The sequence below is a fragment of the Paenibacillus sp. FSL W7-1279 genome (assembly GCF_037969845.1).
GTDB lineage: Bacteria > Bacillota > Bacilli > Paenibacillales > Paenibacillaceae > Paenibacillus_AQ.
On sequence record NZ_CP150215.1, the window covers coordinates 3900417 to 3921519 of the forward strand.

The 21103-nt window shown below is 43.7% G+C and carries 19 protein-coding genes and 1 pseudogene; 8 read left to right on the forward strand and 12 right to left on the reverse strand.

Translation table 11 applies throughout. The features are described from left to right. Window positions 1-13: 13 nt before the first annotated feature. From MKY82_RS17285 to MKY82_RS17295, 3 genes are all read right to left on the reverse strand, one after another. Window positions 14-892: a carbohydrate ABC transporter permease gene (locus MKY82_RS17285; protein ID WP_339293934.1), complete on the reverse strand. Its 879-nt coding sequence runs from the start codon at window positions 890-892 to the stop codon at window positions 14-16. A gap of 43 nt (window positions 893-935) precedes the next feature. Then, the gene (locus tag MKY82_RS17290) at window positions 936-1841 is read right to left on the reverse strand and encodes an ABC transporter permease subunit (RefSeq protein ID WP_339293935.1); all 906 of its coding nucleotides are present in this window, start codon (window positions 1839-1841) and stop codon (window positions 936-938) included. Between the two features lie 114 nt (window positions 1842-1955). Beyond that, the gene (locus MKY82_RS17295; RefSeq protein ID WP_339293936.1) at window positions 1956-3620 is read right to left on the reverse strand and encodes an extracellular solute-binding protein; all 1665 of its coding nucleotides are present in this window, start codon (window positions 3618-3620) and stop codon (window positions 1956-1958) included. 307 nt (window positions 3621-3927) lie between these two features. On the opposite strand from MKY82_RS17295, the gene MKY82_RS17300 reads away from it, so the two are divergent. Both MKY82_RS17300 and MKY82_RS17305 read left to right on the forward strand, forming a co-directional pair. Beyond that, window positions 3928-4788 carry an AraC family transcriptional regulator gene (locus MKY82_RS17300; RefSeq protein WP_339293937.1) on the forward strand — a complete coding sequence of 287 codons (861 nt, stop codon included), beginning with the start codon at window positions 3928-3930 and terminating at the stop codon, window positions 4786-4788. A gap of 95 nt (window positions 4789-4883) precedes the next feature. Then, window positions 4884-6281 (forward strand): ADP-ribosylglycohydrolase family protein, encoded by a 1398-nt coding sequence (locus tag MKY82_RS17305; RefSeq protein WP_339293938.1) that lies wholly within the window; start codon window positions 4884-4886, stop codon window positions 6279-6281. Window positions 6282-6500: 219 nt separating this feature from the next. Here MKY82_RS17305 and MKY82_RS17310 read toward each other — a convergent pair whose 3' ends face one another. Further along, on the reverse strand, window positions 6501-7064 hold the full coding sequence (locus tag MKY82_RS17310) for a histidine phosphatase family protein (protein ID WP_339293939.1): 564 nt from the start codon (window positions 7062-7064) through the stop codon (window positions 6501-6503). Window positions 7065-7094: 30 nt separating this feature from the next. Continuing rightward, window positions 7095-7230: pseudogene (locus tag MKY82_RS17315) on the reverse strand (AraC family transcriptional regulator); the annotation flags it as partial. A gap of 280 nt (window positions 7231-7510) precedes the next feature. On the opposite strand from MKY82_RS17315, the gene MKY82_RS17320 reads away from it, so the two are divergent. Beyond that, entirely contained in the window at window positions 7511-8359 is an 849-nt protein-coding gene (locus MKY82_RS17320; protein WP_339293940.1) for an AraC family transcriptional regulator, read from the forward strand. A gap of 12 nt (window positions 8360-8371) precedes the next feature. Further along, window positions 8372-9310 carry a hypothetical protein gene (locus MKY82_RS17325; protein ID WP_339293941.1) on the forward strand — a complete coding sequence of 313 codons (939 nt, stop codon included), beginning with the start codon at window positions 8372-8374 and terminating at the stop codon, window positions 9308-9310. Between the two features lie 91 nt (window positions 9311-9401). Here the strand turns inward: MKY82_RS17325 and MKY82_RS17330 are convergent, their stop codons facing one another. Then, window positions 9402-10376: an NADP-dependent oxidoreductase gene (locus MKY82_RS17330; protein WP_194542891.1), complete on the reverse strand. Its 975-nt coding sequence runs from the start codon at window positions 10374-10376 to the stop codon at window positions 9402-9404. 197 nt (window positions 10377-10573) lie between these two features. Next, window positions 10574-11281 carry a DNA alkylation repair protein gene (locus tag MKY82_RS17335; RefSeq protein WP_194542892.1) on the reverse strand — a complete coding sequence of 236 codons (708 nt, stop codon included), beginning with the start codon at window positions 11279-11281 and terminating at the stop codon, window positions 10574-10576. 266 nt (window positions 11282-11547) lie between these two features. On the opposite strand from MKY82_RS17335, the gene MKY82_RS17340 reads away from it, so the two are divergent. Genes MKY82_RS17340 through MKY82_RS17355 form a run of 4 tightly spaced genes read left to right on the forward strand, consistent with a single transcriptional unit; the run spans window position 11548 to window position 14079 of the window. Further along, complete coding sequence (locus tag MKY82_RS17340) at window positions 11548-12006, forward strand: LytTR family DNA-binding domain-containing protein (RefSeq protein ID WP_339293942.1); 459 nt, start codon at window positions 11548-11550, stop codon at window positions 12004-12006. Beyond that, entirely contained in the window at window positions 12003-12413 is a 411-nt protein-coding gene (locus MKY82_RS17345) for a DUF3021 domain-containing protein (protein ID WP_339293943.1), read from the forward strand. The genes MKY82_RS17340 and MKY82_RS17345 overlap by 4 nt, the downstream gene beginning before the upstream one ends. A gap of 17 nt (window positions 12414-12430) precedes the next feature. Beyond that, window positions 12431-13342 (forward strand): ABC transporter ATP-binding protein, encoded by a 912-nt coding sequence (locus tag MKY82_RS17350; protein ID WP_194542894.1) that lies wholly within the window; start codon window positions 12431-12433, stop codon window positions 13340-13342. Beyond that, a complete protein-coding gene (locus tag MKY82_RS17355) occupies window positions 13339-14079 on the forward strand; it encodes an ABC transporter permease (protein ID WP_339293944.1) in 741 nt (246 codons plus the stop codon). Before MKY82_RS17350 ends, MKY82_RS17355 begins: the two co-directional genes overlap by 4 nt. A gap of 96 nt (window positions 14080-14175) precedes the next feature. On the opposite strand, the gene MKY82_RS17360 is transcribed toward MKY82_RS17355, so the two are convergent. From MKY82_RS17360 to MKY82_RS17380, 5 genes are all read right to left on the reverse strand, one after another. Beyond that, window positions 14176-14724 carry a GNAT family protein gene (locus MKY82_RS17360; RefSeq protein ID WP_339293945.1) on the reverse strand — a complete coding sequence of 183 codons (549 nt, stop codon included), beginning with the start codon at window positions 14722-14724 and terminating at the stop codon, window positions 14176-14178. 183 nt (window positions 14725-14907) lie between these two features. Further along, window positions 14908-15804: an AraC family transcriptional regulator gene (locus MKY82_RS17365; protein WP_339293946.1), complete on the reverse strand. Its 897-nt coding sequence runs from the start codon at window positions 15802-15804 to the stop codon at window positions 14908-14910. A 1389-nt stretch (window positions 15805-17193) separates the two neighbouring features. Next, on the reverse strand, window positions 17194-17691 hold the full coding sequence (locus tag MKY82_RS17370) for an AAA family ATPase (protein ID WP_339293947.1): 498 nt from the start codon (window positions 17689-17691) through the stop codon (window positions 17194-17196). 2 nt (window positions 17692-17693) lie between these two features. Continuing rightward, window positions 17694-19121, reverse strand: a complete 1428-nt coding sequence (locus MKY82_RS17375; protein ID WP_339293948.1) for a response regulator — start codon at window positions 19119-19121, stop codon at window positions 17694-17696. 5 nt (window positions 19122-19126) lie between these two features. Next, the gene (locus tag MKY82_RS17380) at window positions 19127-20878 is read right to left on the reverse strand and encodes a histidine kinase (protein WP_339293949.1); all 1752 of its coding nucleotides are present in this window, start codon (window positions 20876-20878) and stop codon (window positions 19127-19129) included. Between the last annotated feature and the right edge of the window lie 225 nt (window positions 20879-21103).

A 21103-nucleotide genomic window follows, 5' to 3' on the forward strand; every position in this document is an offset into this window, starting at 1 on the left:
CGACCTTCTTTGTCTATTCTTTTACACTTCCCATCACAATGCCTTTGATGAAAAACCGCTGCAAGAATGGATAGACAATAAGAATCGGGAAAGCCGCAACAAAGATTTGTGCCGCCCTGCTGGTACGGTCAGACAGCTGCAGCATGAGTTCCACATTTTCTGATTTAAGAAATCGGAAATCCATCTTAATAATAACGGTTTGCAAGAAGGTTTGCAGCGGGTAATTTTCCGGGTGATTCATGTAAAGCATACCATCGAACCAGCTATTCCAATGCCCTACCATCGTAAAGAGCCCCGTTGTCGCCAGTGCGGGCAACGATAGCGGAACATAGATTTTCCAAAGGGTTGCAAAATGCCCGGCTCCGTCAATCCGTGAAGCATCCTCAAGCTCCCTGGGCAAATTGCGGTAAAAGTTCAACAACAGGATGACATTGAACACGTTAATTGCCATAGGAAACACTAGCGCTCCTAGAGAATCAATAAGTCCCAAGCTTTTAATTGTCAAATAGGTAGGAATAAGTCCCCCGTTGAACAAAATCGTAAAAACGAAGATCCAGGCATAAACAGTTCTTAGACGAAACGTATTGCGGTCCTTGGATAAAGGATACGCCGTAACAATCGTTAACAGCATGCTTAATGCCGTCCCGACAACAACCCGCTGAATAGAAATGCCAAAGGCTCTTATATATTCAGGCTTGCCGAACACATTATCATAAGCCGCCGTTGTAAATTCTACAGGCCACAGCGCAACCTTGCCGGCTGCCGCCGCCGAACCCGAGCTAAAGGAAATCGCCAAAATATGAATGATCGGCATTAAGCATAAAAAAGATATAAACGCAAGAAAGATGAGATTGCATACTACAAAAGCCCTTCTTCCGAATGACGGTTTCATGACCACGGTCTGTCTCCTTTCTGAATCACCGACTTTTCCGCTACTAGAAAATACGGTAATTCGCTAGTCGGTAGGCGAGTACGTAGGATACGGAAATGAAAATAAAGGATACGACGGATTTCAATAAACCGACAGCTGTGGCAAATCCGAACTGGGCTTGCTGTATCCCCATGCGGTATACGAAAGTATCAATGATATCGGCACTTTCATAAACCGGCGCGCTGTACAGGTTAAATATTTGATCAAATCCGGCATTCAGGACATTGCCGATATTAAGCGTAAGCATAAGTACAATGATCGGCATCATGCCCGGCAGCGTCACATGAAGCGTTTGTTTCCAGCGGCCCGCGCCATCGATTTGAGCAGCTTCATAAAGCGTAGGATTAATTCCTGTCAGCGCCGCCAAATAAACAATGGTGCCAAATCCAAATTCCTTCCATACATCGGAGACGACCATGACATAAGGGAACCAATTATTGTCGCCAAGAAAGAAAATCGGCTTCATGCCGAACCATCCAAGCATCTGGTTAAATATACCGGAGGAAGGAGACAAAATATCGACCAAAATACCGCTCAACAGCACCCAGGATAAGAAATGGGGCAGATAGACCAGGGTTTGGAACGTTCTTTTCATCCATTCTCTACGCAATTCATTAAGCAAAATAGCAATGGTGATCGGCACGAACAAACCGGCAACGATTTTCATTACGGCAATATATACCGTGTTAAAAAAGATACGGCCGATATCCGGGTAATCCATTAACAGCTGGAAGTTCCTCCATCCGATAAACGGGGAGCCGAACAATCCTTTATTCGGCACATATTTTTGAAAAGCCATCATGATTCCTGACATCGGAATGTAACTAAAAATAATAATTAAAGCCAAACCCGGCAGCAGCATCAAATGAAGCGGCCATTCCTTCTTCCAGACGCGCGTCAGATTCTTCATATCTTCACCTCGCTGATTCACTTATCATGCTGTGCATGCCTTGCTCAAGAATCTGATTGTTCTTGAAAAAAGGAGGGATTGCATCGATTCAATCCCTCCTTTGCGCTACAGATCCTATTTCATCGATTGATACCACTCGTTAACTTCTTTCGTGATTTCATCGCCGCCAAGCTTCTTCCACTCTTCTACGAACTTATCGAATTCGTCTACGGATACTTGGTTCATCATGATTTTGATGAATATTTCATCACGTTTCTTCGTTAAAATTTCTTGACGGTCTGCCATCGTCGGCGTAGGTGCCCCGTAGAATTTGTTTTGCAGGTATTGCTTGTTCTTTTGAATTTCTGGAATATGCGAAAAGGCTCCATTAGGACCAGAGATTATATACTCCCACCACATGCTTGTATCGCCTTCAACGTATTGCATGGCGCGTGCATAACGCGTTTTTTGGTCTACAGTCTCAAGGATGCTTTCGTCTTTGTTTTCAATGGCTTTAGGCAGGATTTCGCCGTTATTGTCAAACTGTTTGCCTACACGAAGCGGGTTAAGCAGCCAGTAGTTGTTGCCTTTTTCCACAGGGTCTTTGCCATACGTGTATACCTTCTGCTCTTCTGTCGGATGATTGTCAACAACGATCCATTGGTTCAGCAAACCGATTACGCCTTCCGGATGCTTGGCTTTTTTAGAGATCACATAGTACTCGTCAACGCCAAGGCCAATTTGATTCAATGTAGGTTTGTTATCGATTGAAGGGATAGGGAACACGCCCCATTCTTGAACCACCTTGCCATCTTTCACAGCCCCTTGAACAAGCTGTGCCGGTGTCCAGGAAGCGCCAAATACCATGCCGATGCTGCCGTCGTAGATGAGCTCTGCGGCTTTTTCCGAATCTTTAACCGCAAACTCTGGATCGATCAACCCCTTTTTGAACATGTCTTGCAGCGCTGCAAGAGCTTGTTTCATTTCGGGCTGAATATCACTGTTCATCAAACCGCCGTTTCCGTCTTCCATCCAAATGTTTTCATAAGCATGATAGCCGTTCAAGAACGCTCTCAGACCGGTAACGCCTGTTTCTGTACTAAAAGGATTCTTGCTGACCGCAATACCGTAAGCTTGTTTTGTACCGCCAGGATTCTTCGCTTTGAACGCTTCGGCAATTTCAATGAAATCCTCCATTGTTTTTGGCTCCGGCAAGCCAAGTTCTTTCAGCCAGTCGGTACGAACGAACAAGAATTGATAGTTGAACGGGTTGTAGGAGCTTGGAATCCCCATCATTTTCCCGTCAATCATCGCTGTTTTCATTTGCATGCCGCCGTCCATGGTCAGAAACTTTTTCGTCTCTTCCGTAGCATGCTGATCATAAATCTCTGTCAAATCCATTATCATATCCGCTTCCGTTAGTTCTTTAAGCTGTGCAGCGTTTACAAGCAAGAAATCCGGAAGATCGTTGGACGCGATCGCAATTTTTACTCTCTCTTTAAATTGGCTAATATCTGCAATCCACTTGTTTGTAATTTTGACACCGATATCTTTTTCATAAGCGTCATAAACGGAGTTTTTGTCGAAGTCTTCACCTTCATCAAATTTTAAGTAAGGATCGCTTGGCGAAACCGTTGAAACCTCAATAATATCATTGCTGCTTCCTGTGCCTGTCGTTTGGATCGGTCCCTTGGAATTTCCAGGTGGCTGGTTTGGCTCATACGACGTTTTGAAGCCGCAGCCTGTAACCGCCAATGCAAGCGTCAAGGAGATCAAGACAAGTGCCTTTTTGCTCTTCAAATTTTACCCCTCCGTGTATATTTCGTTTAGTTTTTGCTGCAAATTGTACTGCAGTCTTTCATATTTCCAGTATAGAAAGAAGCTCCCCGCTGTTCTATATACTAAACTTTACTTTCGTATACACCTCTTGACACCAGGCAAAAAGTAAATAATTACCGTAAATGACATATACAACGGAGCGTTACTTTTCAATGAGTAACACCTCAAAATGTATGTATGAACGTAAATAACAGTATCTGGTTGAAGGCATCCCTTGTCTATATACTTAGCATATAAATTCATGATTGACTGGAGGCATTGGATCATAATGAAACTTCATATTGCTTATGACCATCCCATTCCTATCAATGCTTTCGAATGGACCCCTTCCACGTATCGGCAGCCGCCTCATATGCACGCGAGTCTGGAGATCGGCCTCTGTTTAACAGGCAAAGGCTATTTTTTCTTTGGCAACAAACAATATGCAGCGAATCCTGGCGACCTATTCCTGGTCAATAATGAAGAACGGCATATTGCCCAATCTGCCCCAAACGACCCGAGCCGATATCTTTTTGTTAACTTTGATCCCGCGCTGCTGCTAGAGGAAGAGCCCGCTCTGCTGCTGCCATTTTCCTATCGTTCCACTCATTTTTGCAATCATATTATGGGCGGCTCGCCCCTCGCCAAACAGCTTACGCCTTGGGTGCTGGCTATAGCGGAAGAGCTGCGGGAGAAGTCCCCGGGTTATTTAGCAATGGCCAAAAGCGCGCTCATTCAGCTGTGCGGCCGTCTTCTTCGACATTATGACGGTTTGCTGACCGATGATGAGCGTCATCAAATGATACGTTCCGTTCGCGAGGTGCAATCGCTGGCCGCTTTGGTCGAGCATCGTTACCACGAGCCGGTTAGCTTAGGGGAATTGGCTGATGAACTAGGTTTAAGCGTCTCGCGCGTGAGTCGGGCGTTTCTGGAAACGACCGGTTATCGTTTCTCGGAATATGTTTCCTTGCTGCGTGTCCAGGCTGCCAAGCGGGAATTGGCAGGGACGGACAAAGCTGTTGCTGATATTGCATTCGCATGCGGTTTTCAAAGCTTGCCGACCTTTTACCGCGTTTTTAAAGAGACTGTTGGTCTGTCTCCGGTCCGTTATCGGCAATCTATAGGGGTTACGAAAATGAGCAAAAAATGAGAATAATGCTTTCATGATTTGAGAAGCCATTGCCGGCATGGCTGGTTATAATCAAGGCATATTCTGATTACATGGATTTCAGGAGGGCAACCGTGATGACGAAATGGATTGGACTGAGGGAATTAGTTCGCGACGAAATCAAACAGCGCGGAGAAGAAGGCTGTCATGTTAAGGGGATGGCCGAGCGTCTCGAAGCAGCCGGCACAGACGAAGCAAAGTTAATGGAAGTATATCAGGCTTTAATGGTTCTTGAACCACATGCGGATTTCAAGTATTTCGAGCCGTCGGAATTGGAAGCCATTCGCGCCGAACGTCCGGATGGACCGAGAATCCTGTCCGGAAACTGGGATGAGCTTAAATGGCAGGATAAATTTCATGGTGCGTGGCTTGGCCGTTCGGCCGGTTGTGCGCTCGGAAAACCTCTCGAAGCTCCTTCCTTCATGCAAGGCTCGGGCGGAAGACCCGGCTGGCACAATGTTAAGTTGTGGTTCGAAGGCGCAGGGCAATGGCCGATTCGCCACTATACACCGGGTGAATCAACTGCAGAAGCCGAGTACGGTATCGAGATCGCAAGGTGGAGCAGCTTGGCCAGCTGCCGGGATAACATTCGCTTTATGGAAACGGACGATGATATTCGATATACCGTTCTCGGCCTGCTTATGCTTGAGGAACGCGGGCTTGATTTCAACTCCTGGGATGTGGGCAAGCTGTGGCATCGTCATTTGTCCTTCGGGCAGGTATTCACGGCTGAAGCGCAGTCCTATCTTAATTTCGCTCGTGTCACTTCACATATTAGCGGCGATCAGCCAGATGACTGGGAGAAACATATCCATTGGGGTCGTTCTTATTTGAATCCTTACCGCGAATGGATCGGCGCCCAAATCCGTGTGGACGGCTATGCATACGGTGCTGCCGGCCAGCCCCAGCTTGCAGCTGAGCTTGCTTGGCGGGACGCTTCCTTCTCCCACGTGAAGAATGGTATTTACGGCGCCATGTTTTGCTCGGCTATGATTGCCGCCGCATTCGTTGAAAGTGATATGAAGCGAATTGTTGAGATCGGATTGAGTGAAATTCCGAAACACAGCCGACTTGCAGAAGATATCGCATTAGCGGTCAACATTGCTGAGGAAACGAAAGACCCATTAGATTTGGTGAGTAAAATATGGGAAGCATTTAAGCACTATCACCCTGTTCATACCAATAATAATGCTGCATTATGCGCGGCAGCGCTCATTCATTCCGGAGGCGATTTCGAGAAAGGCATTACGACAGCCGTACTTGGAGGCTGGGACACCGATTGCAATGGCGCCACCGTCGGTTCCATTCTTGGCGCATCGCTTGGAGCGGCGGCGCTTCCCGAGAAGTGGATCTCGCCGCTAAACGATACGTTGTATGCCGATGTCAGTGGCTTCCACCCCATTGCCATCTCCGAATGCGCGCAAAGAAGCTATAGCGTCTTCCGAAAATTACAGCATTTAAATGATTTAGGATGAATCCAGTTGGAGGGGGCGGCTAGCTCCCTTCCTCTACGTCGAGTAGCCAGATGGAGTTTCACTTTTAGACTCTCACGGAACCTTACGTGAGCCTTCGGACTCTTTTACACATAGCCCATTTGACTAATCTTCGGTGTAGATAGTCAATGGTTTCTTTGTCGCAGCCTACTCGAGATGATTATGAGACAATAGTTTCCCGTTAACCTAGTGACCAACTGACTAGAACTTCATTCGATATACCCCAGCCTCACCGAGAAAATCTTTTCGGGTCAATTCTTTTTCCCCAAGCAATATCCGATAATTCGTTATCGTGCCATCATGTGAAATCATGATTACTTTTTTATAGCTTTCCCCGATCCAACCTAATAACCGCTTAGCATACCCTTCAAAAATATCTTGTTCGATCCTATTAATCCCTTCTTTCCAGCAATCCATATTGAAATCAAGAATTTTAGTATCTCCATATAGATTCGTGATTTCAGTTTTAGAAAGAATGTGATCACATGCTAAAAAAGGAAGTTCGAGGTTCTGAGGAAACATTCTCGGACCAACCAATGGAGAAATAATGAAGTCCATATCATTTTTTATAATAGTTGCCGTCTCAATTGTACGTTTAGTTGGACTTACAAGAACTAAATCATCAGGATCAATTATTATTTCATTTCGTAGCTGCGTTACTTGAAATTTTCCGTATTCTGTAAGACTAGGATGCAGAGTATTTAACCGATTTGGATAATCGTTGAGATGTTCTCCATGACCGTGCCGAATAAATATGAATTCCATGTCTACCCTCCCTTATCTCATTCCCCTATTCGGCGTGATCCCATGAAGCGACTGAAATGCCCACGCAAATGAAACCGAAGACTCGTAGCCGTATTTATGGCGATATCGACACTCTAATCGCTTCGTTATTTTGCAATTCGAGCGCGGCAAGAGTAAGTTTTCTACGCATTCCTTCTCTCGACAAAAGTATACAATCCCGTCAATAGTTGCGTCTTCTTTTCTTGAGCACCTAGATTATGGCGTTCTCCGACCAGGCTGACTGTCTGTTTAATTTTAGCTTGGACCTGTTATCCATACAACTCTGGTAGTTTCGAGGTTCCAAAAATTGTTATGCATAAAGAGTGACAGGCATCCCAAAGCACGACACGGTCAAACATAGCAATTACGATCAAAAAACTCCTGATAAATTTTGCTATAATGACGTTAACCACTTAAGGGGGAGCAAGATGGAATCCTATGATACTAGTATCTTAAAGGTAACTGAATATATCGAACGTCGAATAAATCAAAAGATAACATTGGAAGAACTTTCGCGTGAGGCAGCATTTTCAAAGTATCATTTCATGCGAATTTTTAAAGCCTTAACTAAGGAAACACTTAATGAATACGTTAGGAAGCGACGGCTGACATTGGCTGCGAAAGAATTGATAGAAAGTGATACATCTCTTATTCAAATAGCACTCAAGTATGACTACGCCTCGCAAGAAGCATTCAGTCGAACTTTTTCATCTTACATGGGAACTTCGCCATTAAGTTATCGAAAAAAAGGTGCACATCATTATAACTTATATAAGGATGTTTTATCCGAGGAAATTTTACGGACAAGGAAGCACCCTGTTCGTCATGAAACATGCATAATCGAAATCTCAGGATTTTATATTGGAGGTATTGTTTTAGAAAAGAATGTCAATAACCACACCATATCAAAGCATTGGAATCAGTTTTATGATGAATTAATCAAGCTTTCTATCGACCCCCATACAAAAAAATGCTTTGGTTATGAATCTTTGGATCAAGATAACGAGCCTTACTATATTGCGGCGGTTGAAGTAGATAGTTTAGAAGAATTGCCTAAAAGCTGGATAGGGAAATACATACCGCCGCATAAGTATGCAGCAATTCCATTGGATAATGTAATTGAAAATATTCCATTTGCTATGGAAGAAATCTATCGAAATGAGTTACCTGCACTTCATGTTAAACCAGCGCTAAATTTCAGCCTGGAGTATTATGATGAAGATTTTACAGCCAATGAACCAACACATATGCTTCAATATTTAATACCCATCGAATAGGAGGAGATTGTATTGTATATTGGAAACGGAGCTTATTGTTATGCGAATTCGGCAAGTATGTTAATGAAAAGCGTTGGGGAGGATGTTCATCCTTCATTGCTCGAGGTTCTATCAGGAGTTGGTCTAGGGGTAACGATGTATGGTAATGGAAGTCTATTTTTACATAACAATACGGCAGATCCAGATGTTGCAATATCTAAAGCCATGGAGATTGCTGGATTTGCTTTCACAGAAGTATTTTCCAAAGCGGATGCTGAATGTCCAATTGATGATATGAAAAAGCTTTTAGAAAAGTCACCTGCTATGCTTGGACCAATTGATATGGGATATTTAACCTATTCGCCAAATCATCAATTTCAACAAGGTGCTGACCATTATGTATTAGCTTATCGCATGGATGACAAGTATGTTTACGTTCAAGATCCAGCAAACTTCCCGTATGTGCGACTACCTATTGAAATGCTCAAGAAGGCATGGAAAGCTGAGAATATTGCATATGGTCGAGGCAGATATCAATACTGGCACTCCATTAGAAGAGTAAGTAATCCTTCCATGGATGAGATTTATGATGCTTCCATTCGTTTTTTCCAAAATATTTATGAAAATACAGGGGAAAGCGGAAAACAAATTGGAGCAAAAACTGGAAAGGCAGCAATTGAAGTCTTCGTTGAAAAATTACGCAGCAATGAAATCTCTGATGATGCAGTTGGCAACCTTAAATTTTTCGTTTTCCAACTGGGAGCAAAGCGTGCCAATGATTTTGCTAATTATTTTGAGAACCGAAACGAAACTCTATCTCAACTAAAAAGACAACAAGCCGAACTCCTTGGATTATGTCATTCGCTAACCATGGAAGGCGATTGGAAAGAGCTTGCTTCTGTGCTTGAGAAGTTCGGAATATTGGAAGAAGCTTTTGAAGGAGAAATCCGTGGATTACATGTACATTCCTGATTAAAAAACATCCGCCTAATTTTAATTAGGCGGATGTTTTCGTCTAAAATCTAAGATTGTTATTGTTTGGATCATTTGGAAATAGGAATCGTTATGGATTCACTCTCAGACAAATTTTCCCCAAATAATGATTTTGGAGAGCCTCATGAGCCTTATTGGCGTCCTTCAGATCAAAAATATGACTGATATGAACGGTTAACCTATACTGTGAAATATGACGTTGAAGTCGGGCTATAATCTCGGGCTCGGGTTCGCCGTTATATCCTGTAGCCTTGATTCCTACGGGTATCCGTAAATCTGGTTGTATCCCGTGAGGGTATACGAGTCGTCCATCTTTACGGAGACAGTTGACAGCAGCATTAGCCGCATCTCCCCCTGCGGTAATTATGGCTGCATCGAATCCAGACGGCGCAAATTTCCTTGCCATCGAAGAGATATCCTTATCTTTGCCGTTTACAGTAGCATCACAGCCAAGTTTCTTCATTATGGCAACTCCGTCTTCACCTGAAGCAATCGCAAATACACGGGCTCCCATTCCCTTCGCCAACTGCACGGCGATATGTCCAACCCCGCCGCTGGCTCCAAAAATCAGAATAGACTCCCCTTGTCGAAGTTGCAGTACACCCTCCAGCCCGCGCAATGCGGTAATTCCGACTCCAGAAATAACCGCCGCCTCCTGCATGGTTAATCCATCCGGAATTCGGGAGACATACTTGGCATTGATGGCCGCATATTCCGCATAGAAGCCGCCATTAGGATTCAGAAAGGCTGGTGCATAGACCTGATCTCCCAAATCTACATTAGACACCTTCTCACCCCGCGCAATCACGATTCCTGAACCTTCCGAACCGAGAATATAAGGGAATTCTGGATTCATGTTTAACATTTCTGCATATCCGCCTTGTCGTTCGAATGCATCCCACTCTCCAACACCCGCATAGGCAACTTCAATCAATACATCTTCGGGGCCGATTTCAGGCACACCAATCTCCCGATGTATCAGTTCTTCTGGACCGCCAAACCGATCAAGCACTGCAGCCCTCATAGTATTTGGATGTTTAGTCATGGTTACCCCTCCAATAAACAAGTCTCTCCTTGCTAAGACCAACTTATCATATAAACATGTCAATAGTTGGCATGTTTATATCGATGGATCTTTGTATCCAAGGCTAAACAACCGATGTTGGAACTTAACATCTATTTTAATGCATACTATTTTGGAACTTCTTGAGCCTAGATCGCACACCAGCCTCCGCTATTTGGCTAACAAATGCAGGTCTTTTTCTTGCTTCCGATTCGGCCCATCGCCTCGATTTTGCCGATATATTCCGTTGCAAGCGGCACTTTGCATGCCGTATTGCCGACATCCACATGCACTTTGCCGACCACCTCCGCGACTGCCTTCGCTTCCTCCGTTAATGGCTCAACGTATGCACCGACCGAAATAACGAAATTATTCATAACATAGCGGACCCAGTTGCGCTCGTCGTGGATGGTGTCGCGCACTCTTGTCAAATAACTGCGTAATTCCTCCATGTCGAGTGCTTCATCTGGCGCAACCGATACATAATTGGCATATGTACTCCATCCGCTTACGGCGACCAGTTCCTCCGGCGAATCAATCCACTCCACCGCCAGGTCATGCGCGTGCGGACTTTCCGCGGCTACTCTCGCTACCGTATACTCGGCAGGCGAATGCCAATTGGCTCCTGCCACCCAATGCTGCAACTGTTCTTTGGTGATGGTCTTCGGATTGATGCTAAGCCCCGCCAGGTACATCGCATCGTAGTTACCGGATTCATAGAGCTGCAGAGCGAGAGCTTGGTTTTTTTTCACATGCTTAACGAGCTTCTTCATGTCCCCGATTTTAACGCCGAAGAACGGCTCTTTCGCACCATGGCGAATATAAGTGCTTCTCGTCTGCTCACTGCCCATGCCAGCCAATGCCTGCATGATTTCTTCATAAGTCACCTATTAATCACGCTCCTAAACATATATTTAGCCGTCCAATTTAGTTATCGTGTGCATAGGATTAGCATACTTACTATATGGTCGTCATGCAATCACAATTGCCTCCCCCCTCGAGGTCAAAAGCCGCTTGTTATCCTGCAGGACGGACGCCGATACATGCATCTTACTGTCCGCGTCCTGCGGGTCGCCTTTGTTCTAATGACAATTGAAAAATCGCCATCTATACTAAACTCATAAAGCGTATGGAATGGAGGAGCCGTCTTTACATGAAAATCCTACTCGACATCAACCCGCGCAACGAAGAAACCACGGTGACGATTCACTGCAAAGAAATGACCCCAGCCATCCAGGAGATCCTCGAGTACCTCAATAAGAATGACACTGATTTGATCGTCGGAAAAGATGGAGAGAACCAGCACTTAATTAAGCACGAGGATATACACTACTTTCGTACAGAAGGCGATGTGGTCACAGCCGCCACCTCAGAAGGAATCTTTAAAGTGAAAGAAAAATTATATGAGCTCGAAAACTCCCTTCCCTCCCAACGCTTTATCAGGATCTCAAAGTCCGTCATTGCAAACCTGTATGCAATGAGCCATTTCGAACCATCATTTAACGGGACCCTTTGTGTTCACTTTAAATCAGGTGAGAAAGAATATGTTTCGCGTCATTACATCAGCCGAATTAAAGAAGTTTTAAAAATGAACCGGAGGGAAACGAAATGAATGCATTTATTTTCAGAAGCATCATCGGCATATTCTTCGGGGCTTTTATTGCTGTTATGACTACAAGTGCGCTTATTTATTTTGGTGGACAATCGACAATAGACGGGCTGCTTTTTATTAAAGATGCATTTGGCTATATTTTTTGCGGCTGGCTGTTTACTGTCACACCACTCTATTTTAAGATCCGCTCACTTCGCCTGCCCATGCAGACAGCCCTGCACTTTCTAACAGTCACCATCGTCTACTTTATATTAGGCCTATGGATTGGCTGGATTCAGATTGGTGTAAGGAACTTTTTGATATACTTGGTCATCTCTATTTTCGGTTATGCCATCGGATGGATTGGGTTTTATCTTTATTTTAAAAATGAATCGAAAAAGCTGAATAAAGATCTTAGAAGACATTGAATATTAGGAGGATCAGCATGGAGAGTGTTATTACAGTTAAAAATCTATCGAAAAACTTTGGCGGGACCCAGGCAGTAAAGAATCTTTCCTTTGATGTTTACAGAGGTGAGATCTTCGGGATTATCGGGCCGAACGGCGCGGGGAAAACGACCACCCTCGAAATTCTGGAAGGAATCTCTGATCCAAGCCATGGAGCGGTTGAAGTTCTTGGACTTGTTCCCAATAAACAGCTTCGTGAGTTAAACAAGAGAATTGGAGTCCAGTTTCAGGCCACTTCGATACAGAAAAAAATGAAAGTAAAAGAAGCGCTGGATCTCTTTTCTTCATTTTACGATAACGCCACGCAAAAAGATTATTTAGTAGAATTGCTTGGCTTACGCGAAAAGCTGAACGTAAAGTTCGATGACTTATCCGGCGGATGGAAACAGCGGGTAACTCTTGCTTTAGCCACTCTGCATGAGCCTGAAATCTTATTTCTTGATGAGCCGAGCATGGGGCTTGATCCCTCAGCAAGACGGGACATGTGGTCATTGATCCGACTGTTAAGGGACCGTGGAAGTACCATTGTGATAACCACGCATTATATGGAAGAAGCTGAACAGCTGTGCGACAGGGTAGCGATGATTTACAGCGGCCAATTGCAAGCTTTGAACTCCCCTCGTGAATTATTAAACGAAGGTGCTGCTGGCTGTCTTGCCTTTATCAGCGAAGAACTCGGTCCCGAATATTTAAGCTCGCTTCCCGGTGTGGAGCGCGTTGACAAGAATCAAGCCGAATTCAAGGTGTTTTGTGATGACCAGCAGACAACGGCTTATCACATTTTCAGTTACTGTCAGGGAAAAGGCATCCCATTGTCCAGCTTCAGATTTGAGAAAGGCTCTCTTGATGATTTATTTGTTCAGTACCTAGAAAAGGAGAAGATCGGATGAACGCAATCGTAAAACTCGCCAGTTTAGAAACAAAAATGTTCTTTAGAGACCGTTTAAGCATGTTTTGGACATTCCTCTTTCCAGTAGTGATGATTGGGCTGTTTGGTTCCATGTTTGTTGGAGATAACATGAGCCAACAGGCTTTTGCGGAATATTCTGTTCCTTCATGGATTGGCGTCAATATCGTAACCACTTCCTTTTTCACACTGGGAACTGTTTTAACCAATTACCGGGAAACGGGCGTATTAAGAAGATATCAATCAACACCGCTCCAGCCATGGAAAATCCTCGCCGCCCATACCTTTCAAGGGACCGTCATCTTTGCTATATCCGCCATGCTTCTTATGGTCTTTGGCATGCTGCTCTATGATTTAACCCTGCCGGCCTATATCGGAAGCACCCTGCTTTCATTGCTTATTAGCATCCTGGCCTTTTTCCCGTTTGCTTTATTTCTGACTTCCTTAGCAAAAAACACTCAGGCTGCTTCCGCAATCAGTTCATTATTTCTAAACCTGATGCTGTTCCTGTCAGGGGCGACTTTTCCGCTGGAGTTAATGCCGACGGTTCTTCAATATGCAGCGAAAATACTCCCGCTTTATTACGTCATTCAGTTGCTGCGGGGGACGTGGACAGAAGCGCCTATTACGGAATATGGCTTTGAAGCTGCTGTTTTGATTGGCATTGCGATTGTTTCTGTAGTGCTTGCTACACGGTTTTTCCGGTGGAGCGGGAAGTAGGAATAGTATAAGGAGGACATCTTCAAAAGTGAAGGCCCTTTGAGTTTCCCCTTAGCGTAATGTGTTTGAGTCAGTTTCTTATAGTGTCCTTACTACTTAACGAAATTTATACTCTTTCTTAAGCAATGCATATAGGACATTATCAACAAACCGATTCCTCCAATAAAAATGCTCCTTTAATATCCCTTCTTCCGTAAACCCAACTTTCTCAAGCACCTTTCTTGACCCCATATTCTCTGGTTCTACAAATGCTTCAATTCGGTTTAATCCAAGATTGTTAAATCCGAATTCAATTATCTTCGGAATCACCTCAGTCATAATACCTTGCCGCCAATATTCTGGTGCTAGTTCATACCCGATTTCAATCTTGCAATGATTTTTCGCCCAACCATGAAATCCACAAGTTCCAATTACACTGCCTTCCGACCGCAAAGTGATTCCCCAGCGAATTCCTTGATTATTTTCAAATCTCTGATTCCATCTGCGAATTAGTTCTTCTGCTTGTTCAATATTCGTAAAACTCTCCAAATCATAAAATTTTGTGACTTCATCCATTGAGAAATATTGAAATATTTCTTGTGAATCATCTTGTTTAATCTGTCTAAGTATAAATCTTTTCGTTTCTAAAGTAGGGAATTGAGACATGTTTTTGTCCTTTCATGTTTTGATATTCTATTTAACTAGTGAATCTGCGATCTCATTTATCAAACTATTCTAAAGATATCATTTAGAGTATTCTTAATCTAGAAATTCCCATATCTTCATACCGAACCAAAGAGGGTATTTATCCCTCTATGGATGATCCAGCGCTCTGTATGTCTTCATCATTCAGGAGGTTTTTCGTACCGCGAACCACAATTCTACAAAATTAAGGCCATTTCTGCCTCCATAGACTTCGAATTCCATTCCATCCACCTGCTCGTATCCTGCTGTTGGAAGCCATTCTGAATAAAAGCGGTGGTATAAAGACTCGATGGAATCATTAAATTGATCCCATGTAAACAGCTCTGATGGGAATATTGCCCAAGTGAGTGAAGGGATCGTTATTTCCAAGTATCCATCTGTTTTACTGGAATCGCTCTTAAATGAACACAGCATATACGGAAACGTATCATTTTCGGTTTTTCGATAACTGCACACTGCATGCACTTTATACATATCCTTACTCAGATATACAGGCAATTCACCCGCATTGGCAGTAAGTCTCTCTACTTCGCCATTGGCGTGGCATTGTTGCCATAATCCCCCTGGTGTACTCGGTCCATCGCCATCACCGCTTGTTTGAAACACTCTTTCAATGCCAAATACTTGGAAAGATTCCTTGGTTTCGATCCGATAATTCATCGCCTCAACCCCTTTGATTGAAATAAGAAAGGAAAGCCGTGGATATGCTTTCAACGCGACACCTTCTTGACGAGCCGTGGTTGGATTGACACCATGCATCGATTGAAAAGCTCTTGCAAAAGAAACCGGTGAATCGTAACCATACTTAATGGCGATATCAATCACTTTCGTATCGCTATTCAACAAATCAATTGCTGCAAGAGTAAGCCGTCTGCGTCGTATATATTCCGCCAGTGTAACATCCGTAACGAAGGAGAACATTCTTTGAAACTGATAAGACGAACAGCAAGCTTGGCTTGCTATCTTCGTCAGGTCGATTTCTCCGGATAAATTTGTTTCAATATAATCCAATGCCCGATTCATCCTCGTAAGCCAATCCATTTCTTTCCCTCCTCTCAATCGAAGTATAGAATATCAGCGACTTTGTATCGCAACTTTTTATGCTCAAGTAAGTTGGTATTATCACCTCTCCATCATTCAGCAGGGACAGATACAGTGGCTTTCTTCTTCACTTCGACCAGATCGTTGACTCTTGTTTACCATGCAAAAAACCTCCAAGGTTGTCTCCATATCTTACGACATGGTTGCATTCTCTTGAAGGTATTTTTAATTTGTCTCACGTTATGGGGTCAGTCCCATTACTGTTTACTCTCGTACTGCTTTTTTACTTGCCACATATCCTATAAAAGAACCAGCCAAACTGAAAGCATAGACTATTATTACAGAGATGTATCCAAATGCTTCATATGAAACTGAGGGGAAGAAATACCTTAACCCATACACCGGTCCTATAATAAATATTCCAACTGGTATTGAAAAAAGTATTGCATCTATAAGATACATTACAAAAACACATGCAACAGAGACGAGACAGTAAAAAGAGCTGAACTTAAGAAAGCGCATGCTCCGTTTGTCCCTATAATTAGTGTAACCTCCCCATGACATCCACAAAATTAAAAAGAGAATAGTGCTCACTAAGTTCATAGTTGAAGGTGTGTTGCCTTTTAGGTATGCACCGAAATTTATAATCGTAAACGGTATACTAAGAAGTAAAGCAAAGAATGATTTCAAAATCATGGCTTATTGAGGATTATAGTCATGCTCAAAGTCATGGCTTTTATATATTTAGACATCTCCACTTCTCCTTCGATTTTTTAATTTCTGTAGTGTAACCCTATGTACTTGCACTTCTCGAAATGATGGATGATCCCCTTTCTTGCATGGGGGTTATTTCCCTCAACTTAGTAAACACCCAAAAAAGCAAAAAAGTTACATAAAAAAACTGAATCAGATGAATTTCCTCAATAGAACCTCACATTGTTTCAAATCCATCACTTACAGGCTTCACTTCTTTTACTCCTCCTGCATCGGGTTAGCTCCACTCATCATATCTCGGCTAAAAAAGCAGCTAATTTTCAATTTCTGCCAATCTAGGGTGATTGCTGTTAGAAATAAAATATATAATGTAATAAAATGAAATTAACAATTAATGTAAGGGGCTGATTTTATATGCATCCATTATCTTGGTTATCCAATCTTATCTTTTAATTCAGGATTTTTTAGGAAAACAGTCTTTAAGTTCAGTCAATATTTTATTATTCTTAATGGGATTTATGCTGATTTTCCAAGGAATAAAACGAAAAAAATCAAAGTAAGGTTCGTCCGGAAATAGAATTATCCTCAATGTGACAGTATCGGTCTAGAATTCTTTCCAACATTCAAGAGGCAGCTGATCTCAATGTGATCGGCTGCCTATCGTTTCCCGTTATTTCAAGCGTATTGGTGAACCCACTCTTTTATCCGAGAGGCAACCTCGGTTACATCAGTAACCGTTGTATCAATAGTAGGCATAGGTGGGTTATAGACCTCATCGGCAATTTCAAGCAATCGTTTTGCAAAGTTTTTGTGGTTTTGAATCTCTTCCTCCGCCCAATTTCTTTCACGTAGACGTTTTTCGCGCGTTTCCTCATCACAATGCAGGTTTAGGTAATATACATGCTTAAAAAAAGGAAAGTCCGCACATTTTTCAATATCCCACGGCATCATTGTTCCGCATATTATAGTCATGCGTCCATTTTCAGCGATATTGCGTGCAACCCGCAGCCAAATATTTCGCATTTTCTCCCAATCGTGCCCGATAAATTCAATAAGACTATCAGGGTCAAAAATATCAAAATCAGGCATCAATCTCCGCAATTCCTTGATAACATATGTTTTCCCAGACCCACTTGCACCTGTTACGATAAATAAAGGAAATTTACTTTCCATTGTTATAACCTCGACTTATACTGCTGTCTATATTCGCTCGGGAGCATACCTGTCTGCTCTCGAAAAGTTCTGCTGAAATATTTCTCATCTTCGTATCCGGTTTGCTTGGCAATCCAGACAATTGGCCTGGCCGTCTGCTCCAGATATTCCCGCGCTTTATCGATTCGTACCTTGCGCAGATATTCATTGAAGGAAAAGCCTACGATTTCTTTGAAACATTGATAAAAGTAGCTTCGGCTTAGATTGACCCGCTTCGCGACATCGATGGCGTATAACGGAAACTCCAGTTCATCGTGCACGATCTTTACCGCGTTCATAATGCTGCCGCTCACTTCCGGGCTCAGCTGCAGGCTGCCTGAGCGCGTAATCCCATTTTCCCTGAAATGTTTCAGCCAGTCCGTAACCTCCCGCCAGCACGTAAATGTGTCAGGGAGCTTGATATCATCAGGTTGTATCGCTCTATAGAGCCGGTTCCAGTCAACCATAAAGCCGTAGATCCATTGCATTAGCTTGGGGACGGGTATACGCAGTTCTTTTAATCGACTACAAAGCTTATCAAAGGCTTCATCGTCATGGACCCAAGTGAAGGCGTGTAGTAAATTCTTCACAGTGTCCGTCTCCTCTTCTCCCGGTTCAGGATGTTCTGCCAGCAGCTCCATGACAGACTTCTCAATCGGATAGGGCTCATTGCCGTCGAAGTCGTAAAAAAAATCTCTGCTCCTGTAAGCCCGCATCCGTTGGTGCAGATCGGATGGAGATAAACCGGCTGTATGCCGTAACCGCACCATATGCCATCCGGAGCTGCGCGTTCCGTTTGGAAGCGGCGGCAACGGGTCTTCTTCGTAATGTCCTCGAGGCTGAACCTCCTTGGCAAGATCCGTCAACCACATCAGAATAGATCCTTCCGATTCGGCTATCCAGCCCAAGGAAACACAATCCGCAACCATACTGCTTGTTAATGGCTCATCCGGGAATGTCAATAGCGCATAGGCCGTATCGGAAGAACAAACCTCTGCTATCGTATGCGACTCATTCTTGTGCTTCTGCTTCTCTTCCACAATGCGCGAGTGGATGCGACGAAACACTTCTTCGAACTGGTCTTTTTCTAGCTCTACCTTGGCAATGTAATCAATGGCACCCAGTCGCAGCGCTTCCTGAATGTATTCAAAATCCTGATGAAGCGTCAACACGGCGATCGCGATATCCGGATATAACTTGCGTACAACCCGAATTAATTCGATGCCTGACATCACGGGCATGGCCAGATCGGTCATTAACAGGTCTACCCGATTCGCCTTCAGAAAATCGAGCGCCTTCTCCCCGTTGGCAGCTTCGCCTACAACTCTCATTCCGAACGATTCCCAGGGTAAAAAGGACATCAATCCCTTACGTACAAGCTTGTCGTCGTCTACGATGAGAACATGGATCATTTCGTTTAATTTCCCTCCCCAATTTGAATCGAAATGATGATGCGGGTACCATTGCCAAGCTCGCTTGTTACCGTCAGACTCGCTTTCCCTTCATAGTGAAATGCTAACATTCGTTTGACATAATTCAGTCCGATTCCCATCCCCACTCGATGGTGTTCAGTCTGTTCTTGCTCAAGCAACGCCTCAATTGTTTCTTCAGGGATCCCCCCACCGTTATCTCGAATTTCAATCTCTAGTCTGTCATTCTTTCTGACCTCCACCTCGATCCTGCCGTTGTCATCCAGCCCGTGATATAGCGAATTTTCAACCAACGGCTGCAGAATGAACCTAGGGACTGTCACTTCGAGCAATGCATCGTCTACGTGAATATTGACATCGAACTGAAAATTGTATCGAATCTGCTGGAGAATAAGATATTGTTTCAGTGAATCAATCTCATCCCTGATTGTCGCGACACTGTTGCCTTTGCGGAGATTGTAGTAGAGCAGTTTGTTCAACGAAGTGACAAGCCTGTCGATCTCCTCCTGACCGTTCATAACGGCAAGCCAGTGAGCGGTATCCAGCGTATTCATCAGAAAATGCGGATTGATCTGATACTGCAGCTTCTCGATCTCCAGATCCGCTCTGCGCTTCTCCTTGGCCTTGATTTCAGAATACAGCTGCGTAATCTGAACCTTCATATGTTGAAATTGGTTTAACAGCATTTCAAATTCCGGGATGCTCGATTGCGTGGCAGCCGCATTAAAATTGCTGCCCGCAATCGATTTGATCTCCTTATGGAAGCGCGACAGCGGCCGGTACACCATTTTCCATAAAAGCCAGCCAATCGTCAGACTAACTACGGCGAACAACAGCGCCAGCCCCAGCATCTGCATCATCCAGCGATTTTTCTCGCGGTTGTAGTCGGATTGCGCAATTAGCGAGACCACGCTCCAGCCCTGATTGCTGACTTGTCGATACCAATAATAATCGGAAGTCATACCTGTTACCAGGGACGGCGATAATGAGTCCGAAAAAAATGAATTTTCAGGAAAGATATCTTGAAGTTCGCTGTATGATATTCTTCCGTTGTTGTCCAGAATTAAATGATTGGTATGCTTGCTGACTTCATCCAAATCAAGAATGCTCTGCGTCAGCTTGAAACCGGACTCAATGTAGACATAGGCATCCTCCCTCTCCGGCAAATCCACCTTTCGCAACGCGGAAAGCACATATTGATTGTTGAATCGATCTTGACTGATATGCGGTCCAAAATAGGTGATGCCATAATACTCTGCGAGGATTGGAAGGTTATCGACATTGAATGGTTGTTTCATGCCTGTATTCTCAAAAAGAGTGGTCTGATCGTCGCGTAAATAATACAGCGTTAATCCGACATTGGGATTCGTGAATGTGATGAGATTCAGTTGATTTTTGATTTCGTCCGTCAGATAACTCCGGTCATACGGCTGCTTCGCCATCAAAAACATCTCAAGCTGCCTACCGACATTCCCATTAAAGGACAGTTGTTGGGATACGTGATTCAGATTGTTCAGCGTGTTCTCAAGCGACAATCTGACCTGCTTTAAATTGCTTTGAATGCCGGATTGCAGCTTCGTATTCAGAATGGATGTAATGGTGTTGTATGAAAGATAACAGGTGCAGATGAAAGGGATCAATGTTGCTGCGGCGAACAGTAAAAGAATTCTATTTTTCAAGGTCAATCGCTTCAGGCGGGACTTCCAATTCTTTTCCGGTTTCAACGCTAGCATCCCCATCGATTATTGACTCCTCCTCTCTTCGAATCAGGTCTAAGACGTGCATAAATAGAAACAGGTGGGAAAAATCTTTCTAGAATATAACACAAATAAAAATGATTATTGAGCAAAGATTTCAATAATTCAGATGCCTGATCTGTTATCTTTCAGTTGAAAAAAACAGGGTAGACAAATGTCTTCTCCTTAGTGGGTGAAATGTCCAGCCACCCGGAACAGCCATCAATT